Annotated in this window: 13 protein-coding genes; 4 read left to right on the top strand and 9 right to left on the bottom strand. The window is 66.7% G+C overall.

The window, feature by feature from the left end; translation table 11 throughout:
- Positions 1–28 precede the first annotated feature (28 nt).
- From DD559_RS08195 to DD559_RS08165, 8 genes are all read right to left on the bottom strand, one after another.
- Entirely contained in the window at positions 29–1,555 is a 1,527-nt protein-coding gene (locus DD559_RS08195; protein ID WP_116470800.1) for a DUF389 domain-containing protein, read from the bottom strand.
- A 112-nt stretch (positions 1,556–1,667) separates the two neighbouring features.
- On the bottom strand, positions 1,668–2,648 hold the full coding sequence (locus DD559_RS08190; RefSeq protein WP_116470799.1) for a serine hydrolase: 981 nt from the start codon (positions 2,646–2,648) through the stop codon (positions 1,668–1,670).
- 214 nt (positions 2,649–2,862) lie between these two features.
- Positions 2,863–4,200, bottom strand: coding sequence for a DUF2254 domain-containing protein (locus DD559_RS08185; RefSeq protein WP_116468743.1), 1,338 nt, complete (start codon positions 4,198–4,200; stop codon positions 2,863–2,865).
- A gap of 99 nt (positions 4,201–4,299) precedes the next feature.
- A complete protein-coding gene (locus tag DD559_RS08180; RefSeq protein WP_165831055.1) occupies positions 4,300–5,517 on the bottom strand; it encodes a DUF4118 domain-containing protein in 1,218 nt (405 codons plus the stop codon).
- 127 nt (positions 5,518–5,644) lie between these two features.
- The gene (locus DD559_RS08175) at positions 5,645–5,935 is read right to left on the bottom strand and encodes a hypothetical protein (protein ID WP_116468741.1); all 291 of its coding nucleotides are present in this window, start codon (positions 5,933–5,935) and stop codon (positions 5,645–5,647) included.
- Positions 5,936–6,139: 204 nt separating this feature from the next.
- Positions 6,140–6,400, bottom strand: a complete 261-nt coding sequence (locus tag DD559_RS20115; protein ID WP_240610381.1) for a DUF4396 domain-containing protein — start codon at positions 6,398–6,400, stop codon at positions 6,140–6,142.
- Positions 6,307–6,837 carry a DUF4396 domain-containing protein gene (locus DD559_RS08170; protein ID WP_240610414.1) on the bottom strand — a complete coding sequence of 177 codons (531 nt, stop codon included), beginning with the start codon at positions 6,835–6,837 and terminating at the stop codon, positions 6,307–6,309. Before DD559_RS08170 ends, DD559_RS20115 begins: the two co-directional genes overlap by 94 nt.
- Before the next feature lie 17 nt (positions 6,838–6,854).
- Positions 6,855–9,272: a membrane-bound PQQ-dependent dehydrogenase, glucose/quinate/shikimate family gene (locus DD559_RS08165; protein ID WP_116470798.1), complete on the bottom strand. Its 2,418-nt coding sequence runs from the start codon at positions 9,270–9,272 to the stop codon at positions 6,855–6,857.
- A 170-nt stretch (positions 9,273–9,442) separates the two neighbouring features.
- Here DD559_RS08165 and DD559_RS08160 point away from each other — a divergent pair, with 170 nt between their 5' ends.
- Positions 9,443–10,480, top strand: coding sequence for a potassium channel family protein (locus DD559_RS08160; RefSeq protein WP_116468740.1), 1,038 nt, complete (start codon positions 9,443–9,445; stop codon positions 10,478–10,480).
- On the opposite strand, the gene DD559_RS08155 is transcribed toward DD559_RS08160, so the two are convergent.
- Positions 10,477–11,361: an MBL fold metallo-hydrolase gene (locus tag DD559_RS08155; RefSeq protein ID WP_116468739.1), complete on the bottom strand. Its 885-nt coding sequence runs from the start codon at positions 11,359–11,361 to the stop codon at positions 10,477–10,479. The two genes, DD559_RS08160 and DD559_RS08155, sit on opposite strands and share 4 nt — an antisense overlap.
- A 68-nt stretch (positions 11,362–11,429) precedes the next feature.
- Between DD559_RS08155 and DD559_RS08150 the strand changes: the two genes are divergently transcribed.
- The 3 genes from DD559_RS08150 to DD559_RS08140 are packed head-to-tail and all read left to right on the top strand — an operon-like array spanning position 11,430 to position 13,057.
- A complete protein-coding gene (locus DD559_RS08150) occupies positions 11,430–11,747 on the top strand; it encodes an ArsR/SmtB family transcription factor (RefSeq protein WP_116468738.1) in 318 nt (105 codons plus the stop codon).
- Between the two features lie 4 nt (positions 11,748–11,751).
- The gene (locus DD559_RS08145) at positions 11,752–12,270 is read left to right on the top strand and encodes a rhodanese family protein (protein WP_116468737.1); all 519 of its coding nucleotides are present in this window, start codon (positions 11,752–11,754) and stop codon (positions 12,268–12,270) included.
- A gap of 7 nt (positions 12,271–12,277) precedes the next feature.
- Positions 12,278–13,057: a sulfite exporter TauE/SafE family protein gene (locus DD559_RS08140; protein ID WP_116468736.1), complete on the top strand. Its 780-nt coding sequence runs from the start codon at positions 12,278–12,280 to the stop codon at positions 13,055–13,057.
- Positions 13,058–13,625: the final 568 nt, after the last annotated feature.

Raw genomic sequence — 13,625 nt, 5'->3', positions numbered from 1 at the left:
CCTGTTGCGGCTGGGCGGGAGAAAACTCCTAGGGCAGAACCGGCGCGGGCACGAGCGCAAAGCGCTGCCCGGCGGGCGGGGCCGCGCTTGCGGCGAGGCCCGCACGGCGCAACTGCTCGGCAATGGCGAGGGCGCGTCGCTGCGTGAGGTTGGGTTTCGCTGGCGTAGTACCCGCGGGCAGACCCGGCACGCCGAGGGCTGCGATATTCCAGCGCCTCGCTGCCCAGATCGACGCAGCGACGGCCTCGATCGCCCGCGCGTCGAGGGTATCGACATTGTCCGCGAAGTCGATCTCCGGCAGCGGCCCCTGGGGCGGAACGATCGCCACCGTCCAGTCGCCCGCGCGCTGCGCCGCCCGCGTCTCTAGCATGCGATAGGTCTCGATCCCTGCTCCCGGCAGCGGCATCGCGGCGGCGGTAGCGCGATGATGGTCGCGATCGACGGTGACGTCATCCGGTTTCAGGCCGGCGATCAGCGCCACCATCTGCGCGATTTCGGTCGCGCGCTGCGTCTCCTGATTGGACGCCTCCCCTGCCCGCCGCAGCTCCTCGCGCTGCGCCGCCAGCGCGTCGGCACCGGCGCCGAGCAGCACCTGATCGAGATTGAGGCGAACGGGGCGACCGAGCTGCGCCGCCAACGCCTTCTGGATGGTCGCGGTCTTCTGCATCGCATCCTGGGGCGTGATCACCACGGCGCGGACGACGATCGGCTCGGCAGTGAAGTCGAGGTCGAGCTGCGTGACCCGCGCCTTGGCGCCGAACCGCTCGGTGAGCAGCGTCCGCGCCTGGGTGACCGCCACCGCCTCGCGACCGATGCGGTTGAGCGCAATGCCGAGCGGGATCGCCATCGCGACGAAGACGAGGATCAGGATCGCCGTCTGAGTCCAGGTCTGTCGGCTCGAGAGATGATGGCCGAAGCCGTAGAAACGCGCCATCGCCGTGGCGGAGAGCGCAATGGTGATGAAGTTGGTGACGAACAACGCCAGCGCGCCCATCCCCACCGGCGCGTTCCAGGTGGCGATGCCATAGCCGACGACCGCCAGGGGCGGCATCAATGCGGTGGCGATGGCCACGCCGACGATCGTCTCGCCGCGCCCGCGGATGATGGCGTAGGTACCCGCCAGCGCCGCGAACAGCGCGACGGCCAGGTCGAACAGATTGGGCCGGGTGCGCGCGACGATCTCCGAGGTCGGCGCCTGCAGCGGGGAAATGGTAACGATCAGCGCCGTGAAGGCGACGGCGGCAAAGGCGCCGATCGCCAGCGCCTTGAGCGACCGCCGCAGCTCGACGAAATCGAACAGCGCGAGGCTGAAGCCGAAGCCAAGGATGGGGTTCATCAACGGCGAGATCAGCATCGCGCCGATCACCACCGCCGGCGAGGACAGCAGCAGCCCCAGCACCGCAATGCCGGCGGACATCATCGTCATGAAGGCGAAGCGGCCAGACCAGCCGCTGTCCTCCACGATCCGGGCGACCACCGCCTCGTGGTCGATCGGCGCGACCACCGACTGGCGCCACCAGCGATACAGGGCAAGGTGCAACAGGCGCTCGCGCATGCGAGCACGGCGATCCGTTGCTTCGATGGCGTCGTCCAAGGCGATCCTCGTCCCTTTTTCTGTTCGTTGAACGCAGGTTAGGCGATTTCCACCCGGAAAGCGAAGACGTGCCTCATTCCGCCGTGCGGATCACCGCGCGGGTGACGTCACCCATCAGCCGCATTCGCACCGGGATTGGCTGGCGGGTGCTCGCGATCATCACCGCCACCGCATAGCGGTGCCCGTCGGGTGCCGTGAGCAGGCCGACATCGTTATAGCCGGTGGCGAGATTGCCGAGTTCCTGCCCGGTGCCGGTCTTGTGCGCCATTTTCCAGCCGGGCTGCAGGCCGGACTTCAGCCGCAAGGGGCCTGTCTTGCTCGCCAGCATGATCCGGAACAGGCGATCGGTGGAGGCGCGGTCGAGCAGCCTGTTCTGCGCGAGCAGCGACAGCCCGAGCGTCACGCCATTGGCGGTCGCGCCGTCATAGGGCGCGGCCAGATAGCGATCGAGTGCCTTGCGGCGTTCGGCAGCAGGCATCGCCGCGCGGGCCTGGAGAAAGCCCCAGCCGCCTGCCCACTCCTTCCGCCAGACCAGACCCGCGGTCTTCGCCTGGAGTTCGCGCTCGCCGGGGCCGAACCCGACGCCGTCGATGCCTTTCTCCTTCAGCATGCGGCGGATGGCGGCGGGACCGCCGACCTTCCACAGCAGAACGTCGTTGCAGGTATTGTCGCTGCGGGTCAGCGCGCATTCGAGCAGCGCGCCGACCGTGGTGCGATAGCCGTTCGGTCCGATGAGCGGGCGGATAGGCTGATGGAAGACGGTTAGATCGGCACGGGTAACCGTCACCGGGGTGGCAAGCGACAGGCGCTGGTGATCGATCGCGTCGAACACGGCGATCGCCACCCACAGCTTGCTGACGCTCTGCTGCGGATGCGGCCGGTCACCGTTCCATGCGACCATCCAGCCGCGGTCGATATCCCGCACCGAGATCGCCACCTGCCCCTGGAATCCTGCGCCGAGGGCCTGCACCGCATTGAGCAAGGCGGCCGGCGGCTCGTCGGACCGCCTGGGCCTCGGGGCCGCGGAGGTTGCGTCGATCGGCGGCGCGACCAGCGTGGGGCGTGCAATGGGCGGCGGTGTCGGTGCCTTTACAGCGACAGGGGGTACGGCGGGAACACAGGCGGCGAGCAGGACGACCGGCGCAAGGCGTATGCCAGCACGGGCGGCAGTGACGATGAACGGCAAACAACTCTCCCTTTGCCAACCGCTTACAGCGGAAGGCTGCAAGATGCAGGACGATATGCTTCGGTTCGTCGTGCGTGCGCCGTCATTCGTCGTCGTTGACGAGGGACCGGCGGACAGCCGCCGCCATGTCCGACACGCGCCGCGCATCATGATCTGCGAGGGCGTCACCGGCCCTCCGCGCCATCCGCTCCACCCATTGTGCCAAGAGCGCGCGGCGATCGGCATTGTCGCAGTCCGCGGCAATCTCGCCCAGCGTGTGCAGGTAATGGATCGCCGCGATGGTGCTGGTCCCCGCATGCTGGAGCAGGGCACCGAAGGATCGTTCCAGCAGCGCTTCGAAGTCGAGCGGTTGCGCAATCACGCGCACCGCTCCGCCCTCGTCCCGACGCAGCGGCTCCGGCAGCTTCCTGCGGCAGAGATCCGAGAGCGCCGCCCCGAGCCAGTCCATGCAAGTGACCGCAGTGAAGGGATCATTGATGCCGGGCGAGAGCGCCCGGTCGGCAATCTCGACAAGTTCGTCGATCAGAAAGCGCAGGTCCTGCAACGCGGTACGCTGGGCGCCGAGCGCGAACGCGCCTTGCAATTGGCCTATGCACGCATCGTCGCACCGCTCTGCCGGCCACAGTTCCAGCAGCGTTCGACCTTCATGCACGAAATCGCCCGGGCGGTAGCGGATGCGGCACACCAGATCGGAATCCGTAGCGGCCCGCATCAGCAGATCCTCGTCGATCAGCTGGATATAGCCGGTGCCCCGCGCCCCGACCGCGCGCGGGCTGCCGTCCGGCTCCAGGCGATCGCTCGCTTCCGCCTCGACGGCATCGGGGTCGGCGGTACCGATCACGCTCGGGAAGCGGCGGTCCACTTCGTGCAGCAAGCGGCGGCCGATGTCCTCGATCACGCTGTTGATGTGGATGCGCTGCGGCACGTGGTGGATGAAGAAGATCAGCACGCCCACGGAACATACAGCAAGCAGCAACGCCACCAGCACCGCGAGATTCGGCACGAACGCGGCGGCACCGGACTCCTCCGGGGATCGCACCGTCCGCAGCACGATGATGCAATAGAGGAAGGTGGCGATAAAGGTGCCAAGCGTGATCTGGTTGCCCCGATCGCGCATGAAATTGCTGAGCAGTCGCGGCCCATATTCGCCAGAAGCGTAGACGACCGCCGCGATCGTCACCGAGAAGACGGTGCCGGCCACGGTGATCATCGATCCGCCGATCGCGGAGAGCAGTTGCCGCGCGCCGCTGGGTCGCGAGGCATGCAGCCAGGCAAAGCGGTCCATCCAGCCGGATCCGTCCTGCCCGTCCAGCCACACCATGCCGCCGGCCAGCAGTACCGCCGCCAGCGTCATCACCGTCGGGATGAACCAGTAGCTCTGGCGGAGCTGATCGGCGAGGCGGACCAAGGCGGCCTTCATGCGAGACCTTCACCGAGTGCCGGTGCAGCGAACAGCATGCTCGTTTCTCCTTCCCGAGCCCAAACGCATCGACCCGCCGGAAGGCCCCGAAGCAGCGGCCTATGCCTGCGCCGCCTCGCGCATCCTGTCTTCGAGCCGAAGCCGCTCATGCGCCAAGGCGGCCTGCGCAACCAGGGTCTGCAGCAGCAGTTTCTGCACCGCATTCACCGGATCCCGTCCGTCGTCGCGCGCAAGGCCCAGCACGGCCAGCGTGCCCAGCGAGGTTTTCAACGGGTGGAACTGCCAATCCGCTGCACCCAGCACAGCGGTTCCCACACCGGCAGCCTCCCCCCGCGTCCAGGCCCAGTCGAGCGCTGCCTGGTTTACTGGCCCGAGCCGGACCTCGCCAGGGATCGATGCCACATGGCAAAGCACACCGTCGACTTCGCGGTACATCGTCGTCTGCACGCCGAACAGGCGGTGGACATGTTCGCAGACGGTCCGCGCCGTCGTATCCCAATCGGCGTCCCGCGTCAGCTTCTGCGCGAGCGTGGCGATGCTCGCATTCTCCTGCGCGCTACGGTCGCTGAGCACCAGCCGGCCGCGCAGCCGTGCGGTGATCGTGCTGGTATAGACCGCCACCGCCCCAAGGACCCCGCCCATCACCAGATTGAGCGGGGCGTGCAGGCTGAAAGCATTCAGCGGGCGCAGCAGGAAATAGTTATAGCCGAGCACGGAAAGGACGACCGCAAGCAATGCCGGGCCAAGCCCGAGCCGGGCGGCCGCCGCGATCACCGGGAACAGGAACAGCAGATCCAGCGGCCGGAGCCCGACAAAGGCTTGCAACAGGCCCGCAACCACCAACGTCAGCGCAACCGCAGCCGCGGATAGCAGGTAATGGCGAACGGGCACCGACGAGGCCGGCCGCGCGCTGCTGATCCGTCGGCCGTGGTCCTTCTCGCGCGCATGGGTGAAGCGATGGACCGCCAAATCCTCTTCCTCTGCAAGCAGGCGGTCGGCAATTCCGGGATTGCGGAACCAGTGGCGGTGCCCTTCCGCGGTGTGGCCGAGCACGAGGTGCCGGATGAGCGTGGTGCGAAGATGCGCACGGATGCCGTCGGCAGCGGATGCTGCCGGCACCCGCGCGATCGTGGCTCCCAATCTGGCCGCCATTGCAAGCGCCGCCGCGGCCCGAAGGCCTCGTGGCGAATCGCGGTCGGCGGCGGGCGTCTCGACATGCAGCGCTTCCCAAGGGACGCGCAGCCGCGTCGCAAGTGCTTCCGCCTGCTCAACCAGCCATTCGGAGTGCGACGAGCCACTGACCGCAACGGTAAGCATCCCTGCTCCGTCCGCATGTTGGGATCCAGCCTCGGAAGCGATAGGACGCGCTGTCATGTCGTATGCCCACCATGCACCTTGATAGCCATCTGGTAGCGCAGTGGTCGCACGCTTGCAGCGCGCAGCGTCAGGAAGGCAGGATAGGCGTGTCGCCGAGCCGCTCCGCGCCGGAAAACAGGCCCTCCAGCCTGCGCCGAAGATGCGCCGCGAATGCTGCATCGTGCCGGCGCGCGGGGGCGGCCTGCTCCATCAGCTCGTTGAACATCGCGTCGCGCACGCGATCGATTGCTGAAGGTGGCAGGAGCTTTGCCGCTTCGAGTTCGCGGCACAACCGCAACAGGCCGGCGGCCGTCGCCAGCGCACGGAAACCCGCAAGATTTAGCGAGTGGTGCAATTCGGTCTTGGAATCCTCTGCCATGGCGCTTCCCGGTTCTATGCCGTGGATGATCGTACGGCCCTGCGGTCGCGGAAGGCATGGTCTCCCGGATGCGGACCGACGCAACACTACACCCGCCAACCGATTGATTCCATTGCAGTAGATACAATCGCGAATGTGCATTGCGAAAGTCGTGGTCTCCCAAACGGCGCAGGTCTCCTGCCGAGGACGTCTCGCAGCGATCGATCACATTCTCTCCTTCAACCCGGCTTCGATCAGCCACCAGTTCACCGGATAGCTGGCGACGAAGCCGGCCAGCATCGCCAGCTGCATGGCAAACCAGAATTCGGGCGTGGCGACCGCAGCGGTTCCCCCATAGGCCGGGGTGAACCAGAGGAACTGGATCGCCGCCATCAAACCGTACATGCCGATCTGCCACGCCGTGATGGACAGAACGTCCGCCTTGAGCGCGGCGAGAATCCCCTGCAGCGGACGGAGCCCGCGCATCGGCTGTATCGTGAAATACTGGAAAGCCACGCCGAACAGGAACGCCAGGAGGAAGTCCCGATCCACACGGCGAACAGCTTCTCGTGAAAAAGGCTATGCCAACCAAACCAGGTCGCGACGACCGGAAACGCAAAGGCCGTCCACTCCGCAACGATGTCGCCGAGGGCACAACCGGCGCCGCAATGGCTCGATCCTTTCAGCACCATCGCCGCAAAAGGCGGGTCGGCGGCGTCCCCGCGCCCCCAGAAATAGTAGGCGGCGAGCCATAATGGCCCGCCGAACAAGGTGGTCAGCGGCCAGACCAGTGCCATGATGGCCATTTTCTGCGGTCGGCGCAGCACGTCTACTGCAATGACGGCGGCGCAGACTCCAGCGATCGCCAGCGATGCGATGGCCAGGCTGTGCAGCCAAACGGGGAACGCCGTGTTGGTCTCCATCTACCGGCCACCTCGCCTCAAGAGGGCAGCGCATAGGCCACCACTTCGTCCCCGATCGGCGTCTTCATGAAGTGATGGCCGCCCGCATAGATCACCAGATACTGCCTGCCGCCGATCTCGTAGGTGATCGGCGTCGCCTGGCCGCCGGCCGGCAGCACATCCTTCCACAGTGTCTTGCCGGTACGCAGGTCGATCGCCCGGATCAGGTTGTCGGTCGCCGCCGCCACGAAGATAAGCCCGCCCGCGGTCACTACCGATCCCCCATTGTTCGGCGTACCGATGGTGATCGGCAGCATCGAGGGAATACCGAACGGCCCGTTGGTCCGCGCCTCGCCCAGCGGGCGGTCCCAGATCGTCTTGCCCGTCGCCATATCGATCGCGCGAATGCCGCCATAGGGGGGCTGCTTGCAGAGCATGCCGGTGAAGGGTAGCTGCCAGCCCGCATTGACGTCGATCGCATAGGGCGTGTTGGCCTGGGGATCGCCCGCGCCTTCCGCCCCTCCGATCTTGCCGCGGGCCTGGTCGCGCGGTTGCCAGCCGCGCTTGTTCGCCTCGGCGCGCGGCACCAGCCGGACATAGTTGGGCATGTCGTTATAATTGGCGACGATCACGCCGCGTTGCGGGTCGACCGCGATGCCGCCCCAGTCGGTGCCGCCATTGTACCCGGGATATTCGATCGAATGGCGGTCGGCCTCGGGGGGCGTGAAGAAGCCCTTGTAGCTCGCCCGGCGGAACTGGATGCGGCACACCATCTGGTCGATCGGCGACATGCCCCACATGTCGCGCTCGGTCAGGTCGCGCTTACGCAACGTGTGCCAGAGCGACACCGGCTGGGTGGCCGCGCGCTGCTGCGGCTCGACGCCAATCTGAGGCGCCTTGATTTCGCCAACGGGCGTCAGCGGGCGGCCGGTGCGACGGTCGAGAATGTAGATATCGCCCTGCTTGGAGGGCAGCACCATCGCCGGCACGCCCTTGTACTCGACCAGCGTTGCTTGCGCACCGAAATCATAGTCCCAAACATCCTTGCGCACCGCCTGGAAGCGCCAGCGCGGCTTGCCGGTGGTCACGTCCAGCGCGACCAGCGAGGTGGCGAACTGGTTCTCCTCCGGCCGACGCAGGCTCGAATAATAGTCCGCCGCCGCATTGCCCATCGGCAAGTAGACCAGACCGAGCTGCTCGTCGCCGCTGGCCATGGTCCACATGTTCGGCGTGCCGCGCGCCCATTCCTGCCCCGCGAGCGGATAGCCGTTCCACTCCGGGTGCATCATGTCCCACGCCCAGCGCAGCTTGCCGGTGCGCGCGTCGAAGCCCTGGATCACGCCCGAGGGCGCCCAGCGGTCCTGCCCGTCGAGCACCTGATGGCCAACGACGAGCACGCCGCGCACCAGCGTCGGCGGCGAACTGATCGAGACATAGCCCGCCGGTACCTGCCCCATGCCCTGCTTGATATCCGCCTGGCCATTGCTGCCGAAATCGGCACAGGGCCGGCCGCTGCGCGCATCCACCGCGACCAGCCGCGCATCGAGCGTGCCTTCGATCACGCGCGTCGCACAGGGCTGGTCCGCCGCCATGCCGGGTACAGCATAATAGACCACGCCCCGGCACGCGGCCGTGTACGGGATCGCCTTATCCGGCACATTGGGGTCGTAGCGCCAGCGCTGCTCGCCCGTGGCGGCATCGAGCGCGATCAGGATGTTCTTCGGCGTGCAGAGATACAGGCTGTCGCCGATCTTCAGCGGCGTGTTCTCGGCGCCATAGGTCTTGGCGATCCTGGGCGAGTTGGGCATGTCGCCGGTGTGGATCAGCCAGGCGCGCTTGAGGCTGCCGACGTTGGACGCGTTGATCTGCGCGAGCGGGGAATAGCGCCTCGCGCTGCCGGTACCGCCATAGCTCGGCCAGTCGGCGCCGGTCTGCTGGCCCGAGGGATCGGCCATGCCCTGCGTACCCGGCGCGGGCAGCGCGCCCTGCACCCACCCGGGCTGACCGCCGGCGGCTACCGCAAGATCCAAGCCGGTGATCGCCACCGCGGCCAGCACGCCAGCCAGCGTGAACCGCCACCGCGCACGTCGGACGCTCATCGTCGCCATCGCCGCGAGCACCGCCACCAGCAGCACGACGGGCGCGATGATCCGCGGCACCTGCGCCCAGGCATTGGCGCCGACTTCCCACCAGGCCCAGACGAAGGTGAGGGCAACGATCGCGAGATAGATCCAGCCGCCGAGCGTCCGCCCGCGCACCAGCAACACCCCTGCCCCAACCATCGCGACGCCGGTGACGAGATAGTAGAGCGACCCGCCGAGCACCGCCAGCCAGGCGCCGCCGATCGCCAGCACCAGCCCGATCAACGCCAGCACCGCACCGACCACGCGCCCGGTCCACGTCGGATGGGGAGGTCCGCCAAAGAGAGCGCGGCTGCTTGCTGGGACGTCGGACATCATGGGGTCTCCCGAGAGCGCAGGACGGCCACGGCGCAACCGTTCGGCCTGCGAAGGCAACAGGTTCAGACCCCAAGCGAATCCTTGGTAGCAATGTTCCGTAACAGTCGAAAAAGCGCCGAATGGCTGCGGTTGCCTCGCGATGCGACACCGCGCTAAACCCCCGGGCGATGGCCCGGCGCAATCCTCGTCGACGGATCGGAGAAGCGCCCGTCCTGCGCCATCGTGGGCGTACGCCCGCCTGGGTGTCGCTGGGCTGGCGGATGGCGCTGGCACTTGCGCTGATCGGGGTCGCACTTGCCGGCCACTGGGTCGATCGCGACGGGCTGCGCGACAATACCGACGGCAAGGTCAGCTTCGTCGATGTGGTGTACTTCACCATGATCACCGTGACGACGGTGGGCTATGGGGACATCGTGCCAGTGACGGACCGGGCGCGGATGTTCGATACGTTCGTCGTCACCCCCGTGCGGCTGTTCGTCTGGCTGATTTTTCTCGGCACGGCCTATGATTTCGTGCTGCGCGGGGTCTGGGAGAAGTGGCGAATGCGAAACCTGCAGCGCGATCTGAATGGCCATGTCATCGTCGCCGGCCATGGAACGAGCGGCACGGAGGCGGTGGCCGAACTGCTCCGCCGGGGCAAGCCGCACGATGCCATCGTGGTGATCGATCCGCACGCCGACGCGGTGGCCCGTGCCGAGGCCGAAGGCGTGATGGTGCTGGAAGGCGATGCCAGCCGCAACGCCACGCTCGACGCCGTGAAGGTGGCAAATGCCAGCGCCATGATCGTCGCGGCGGGGCGCGACGACACGTCCATCCTGATCGTGCTGACCGCGCGACGCCTGGCCCCCGCGCTTCCGATCAGCGTCGTCATCCGATCGGAAGACAATGAAGCTTTGGCCGTGCAGGCCGGCGCCACCACCGTGATCAATCCGGCAAGCTTCGCCGGATTGCTGTTGGCGGGATCGACGACCGGCCCGCATCTCGCCGAGTATATGATGGACCTGGCCGGGCTCCACGGCGCCGTCTCGCTCCGTGAACGCGCGGTGGCCGCGAGCGAGATCGGATCGCCGCTGTCCGCCATCACCACCGGCGCAGGCCTGCGCCTGTATCGCGGCGGCCAGCGTTACGGCTTCTGGCAAGCCGAGGCACGGTCGCTCCAGCCCGGCGACACGATCATCGAGGTCGTCCCCTCAGACGATGCTTAAGCGGGCGGGCCTTCCTTCGTCTTCCACTTCACCGGGATGCGCAGATAGGTGACGCCATTTGCCTCGGCCTGGTGGAAATGCCCGGCGCGAATGTTGACCTGGATCGAGGGCAGCAACAGCTTGGGCACCGGCAGCCCGGCATCGCGCCGCTCGCGCATCGCCACGAACGCATCTTCGCTTACACCGTCATGGATATGGACGCTCGATCGGCGCTGTTCGCCAACCGTCGTCTCCCAGCGATAGTCGTCGCGCCCGGGCGCCTTGTAGTCGTGGCACAGAAACAGCCGCGTTTCGTCGGGAAGCGCGAGCAGGCGGCGGATCGAGCGGTACAGCGTGCGCGCATCGCCGCCAGGGAAGTCGGCGCGCGCGGTGCCATAATCCGGCATGAACAGCGTGTCGCCGACGAAGACCGCATCGCCGATCCGGTAGGCCAGATCGGCGGGCGTGTGGCCGGGCACGTGCAGCACCTCCACCGCCAGCGTGCCGATCGCGAAGCGGTCCCCGTCCTCGAACAACCGGTCGAAATCCGACCCGTCGGTCTTCAGGTCATCCATCGCGAAGACCGGACGGAAGATCTTCTGCACATCGCGGATATGCACGCCGATACCGACCCAGGCCCCGGTCTGCGCTGCGAGAAATGGCGCGGCCGACAGGTGGTCGGCATGGGCATGCGTCTCCAGCACCATTGCGATCCGCCAGCCGTGATCGCGTGCGAAGGCAAGGATCGCCTCGGCCGAGCGCGTATCGGCGATGCCGCTCGCCGGATCGAAGTCGAGCACCGGGTCGATCACCGCGGCCACGCGCGTGGCGGGATCGCCGACGAGGTAGCTGATCGTGTAGGTGGCATCGTCGAAGAACGCTTCGATGCAGGGCTGCGTCATGATTTCCTCCGTTGGCACTTGCTAATATATTAGAGGATGCTACATAAGCAAGTACTAATGGAGTTCACATGATGCTCAAACCGCCGATGGACCTGGCGACATTCGAGACAAAGGCCGGCGAGGTTGCCGACACGCTGAAGGCGATCGGCAACGCGCGGCGGCTGATGCTGCTGTGCAAGCTTGTCGAGCATGGCGAGAGGACGGTCGGCGATCTCGCCCGCGAGGTGGGGCTGTCGCAATCGGCATGTTCGCAGCACCTCGCCAAGATGCGCGACGAGGGCCTCGTTACCTATCGGCGCGAAAGCCAGACGCTCTGGTACGCCATCGCCGACCCGCGCGTCGAAACGCTGCTCGCCACGCTGTACCAGCTCTACTGCAAGGATTGATGCGATGACGCTTGCCCCCCTCTCCCCAGCCGACACCCGCGCCGCGATCGAGGCCGGCGCGCGACTGGTCGACATCCGCGGCACCGACGAACATGCACGCGCGCGCATCCCCGGCGCGTTGAACGTCCCGCTCGAGCGGATCGGTGAGTTGCCCCGCGACGGGCGCCAGGTCATCTTCCACTGCCGTTCCGGCATGCGCACCGCAGCGAACGCGGCACAGCTACGCGCGGCGGCAGGCGACGCCCCGTCCTATGTCCTCGCAGGCGGCATCGATGCATGGCGGACGGCAGGCCATCCCGTGATCGCCGACCCTTCGCAGCCGATCGAGATCATGCGCCAGGTGCAGATCACGGCAGGCGCGCTGGTGCTGACCGGGGTGCTGCTCAGCCTCTTCGTCGCCCCGGGATTTGTGGGCCTGTCCGCCTTTGTCGGCGCGGGGCTGATGTTCGCCGGCAGTACCGGCTGGTGCGGGATGGCAAACCTGTTGCGGTTGATGCCATGGAATCGGCGCGCAGGCGCTTGAGGCGCGCATGGACACCGCCACGCTTTTCGCCACGCTCGCATCCGGCGGCGTGATCGGTCTGGTCCTCGGCCTGGTCGGCGGAGGAGGATCCATCCTCGCCGTACCGCTGCTGGTCTATGTCGTCGGCATCGGATCGCCGCACGCCGCGATCGGCACCGCTGCCGTTGCCGTCACGGTCAACGCGCTCGCCAGCCTTCTCGGCCATGCCCGGGCCGGACGCGTGAAATGGCGATGCGCCGGCGTCTTCGCAGTCTCTGGCATGATCGGGGCGGCCTTGGGCGCAGAACTCGGCAAGACGTTCGACGGCAAGCGGCTGCTTGTCCTGTTCGGGCTGCTGATGATCGGCGTCGGCCTGTCCATGCTACGCAAGCGCCGCGCAACCGAGGCTCCCGACGTCCGCCTCACCCGCAGCAGCGCCGCGAAGCTGCTGCCCCGGCTTGTACCGATCGGCCTCGCCGTCGGGCTGGCGGCCGGCTTCTTCGGGATCGGCGGCGGATTTCTGATCGTGCCCGGGCTGATCCTCGCGACGGCCATGCCCCTCCCCTTCGCGATCGGCACATCGCTGGTCGTGGTCAGCGCGCTCGGCCTCACGACGGCAACCTCCTACGCCCTGTCCGGTCTGGTCGACTGGAGCGTAACGGCGGTGCTGATCATGGGCGGGGTTGGCGGGACGCTGGCAGGAATATCGCTGGGCAAGGCGCTCAGCGCCAGGAAGGGGCTATTAGAACGTGGATTCGCTGCCGTCGTGATCAGTGTTGGCGGCTACGTCATCGCCTCTGCGTTATAAAATGCGCTTCTCAGTCCAATACAGAAGCAGTGTCCCGCGAATAATTTACCATGCACAAAGCAAAAAATACTCAAGATCCGCTGACGCAATGGATAAAGACCTAAACTTCGCCGTATCATCGTCAGATCCGAGCCACCGAAATGCACGCGCGCCGCCTCGATGCACGCGCGCACGTTGACCGAAGCGCGTCGGGTTTCGTCGCCTGCCTATCCGTCATGACCGGCACACTTGCGACGGCGGAGAGTGGCGTGTTCCTGTTGACTCAGGCCGCGATAGAGACGCTGCCGTTGCCACGTCGATCGCCAAACGACGCATTCTGGTCGAGGCTACCGAGCGATCATGGGACATCTCCGACGTTCGTGGTTGCCCAACCCGATCACGTTTGTGCTTCGAACCCGATTTACGAAGACGCGAGTGGGGCCTGACCCCTGGGGCCCCGTTTTTGCTGCAGCGCGGTAAGTACTTGTTTTGATGTGTGCATGATGACCCTTTCGGGTCGTGTCCGTCAACGTGGTGTAATTTCGGGTGTGGCCCCGGGCCGCATCGTTCAGGCGGCCTTGGGTGCTGG

This window comes from Sphingomonas pokkalii (assembly GCF_003096275.1).
Taxonomy (GTDB): Bacteria; Pseudomonadota; Alphaproteobacteria; order Sphingomonadales; family Sphingomonadaceae; genus Sphingomonas; species Sphingomonas pokkalii.
The sequence above is the reverse complement of the archived record's forward strand: the minus strand, read 5'-3'. Positions and strand labels throughout refer to the sequence as shown.

What these genes read in the sequence shown, in the direction of transcription:
- DD559_RS08195 (WP_116470800.1), bottom strand. Translation starts at nt 1,555, where the DNA reads ATGCGCGAGCGCCTGTTGCACCTTGCCCTGTATCGCTGGTGGCGCCAG.
- DD559_RS08185 (WP_116468743.1), bottom strand. Translation starts at nt 4,200, where the DNA reads ATGAAGGCCGCCTTGGTCCGCCTCGCCGATCAGCTCCGCCAGAGCTAC.
- DD559_RS08180 (WP_165831055.1), bottom strand. Translation starts at nt 5,517, where the DNA reads ATGCTTACCGTTGCGGTCAGTGGCTCGTCGCACTCCGAATGGCTGGTT.
- DD559_RS08175 (WP_116468741.1), bottom strand. Translation starts at nt 5,935, where the DNA reads ATGGCAGAGGATTCCAAGACCGAATTGCACCACTCGCTAAATCTTGCG.
- DD559_RS20115 (WP_240610381.1), bottom strand. Translation starts at nt 6,400, where the DNA reads ATGCGCGGGCTCCGTCCGCTGCAGGGGATTCTCGCCGCGCTCAAGGCG.
- DD559_RS08170 (WP_240610414.1), bottom strand. Translation starts at nt 6,837, where the DNA reads ATGGAGACCAACACGGCGTTCCCCGTTTGGCTGCACAGCCTGGCCATC.
- DD559_RS08165 (WP_116470798.1), bottom strand. Translation starts at nt 9,272, where the DNA reads ATGTCCGACGTCCCAGCAAGCAGCCGCGCTCTCTTTGGCGGACCTCCC.
- DD559_RS08160 (WP_116468740.1), top strand. Translation starts at nt 9,443, where the DNA reads ATGGCCCGGCGCAATCCTCGTCGACGGATCGGAGAAGCGCCCGTCCTG.
- DD559_RS08155 (WP_116468739.1), bottom strand. Translation starts at nt 11,361, where the DNA reads ATGACGCAGCCCTGCATCGAAGCGTTCTTCGACGATGCCACCTACACG.
- DD559_RS08150 (WP_116468738.1), top strand. Translation starts at nt 11,430, where the DNA reads ATGATGCTCAAACCGCCGATGGACCTGGCGACATTCGAGACAAAGGCC.
- DD559_RS08145 (WP_116468737.1), top strand. Translation starts at nt 11,752, where the DNA reads ATGACGCTTGCCCCCCTCTCCCCAGCCGACACCCGCGCCGCGATCGAG.
- DD559_RS08140 (WP_116468736.1), top strand. Translation starts at nt 12,278, where the DNA reads ATGGACACCGCCACGCTTTTCGCCACGCTCGCATCCGGCGGCGTGATC.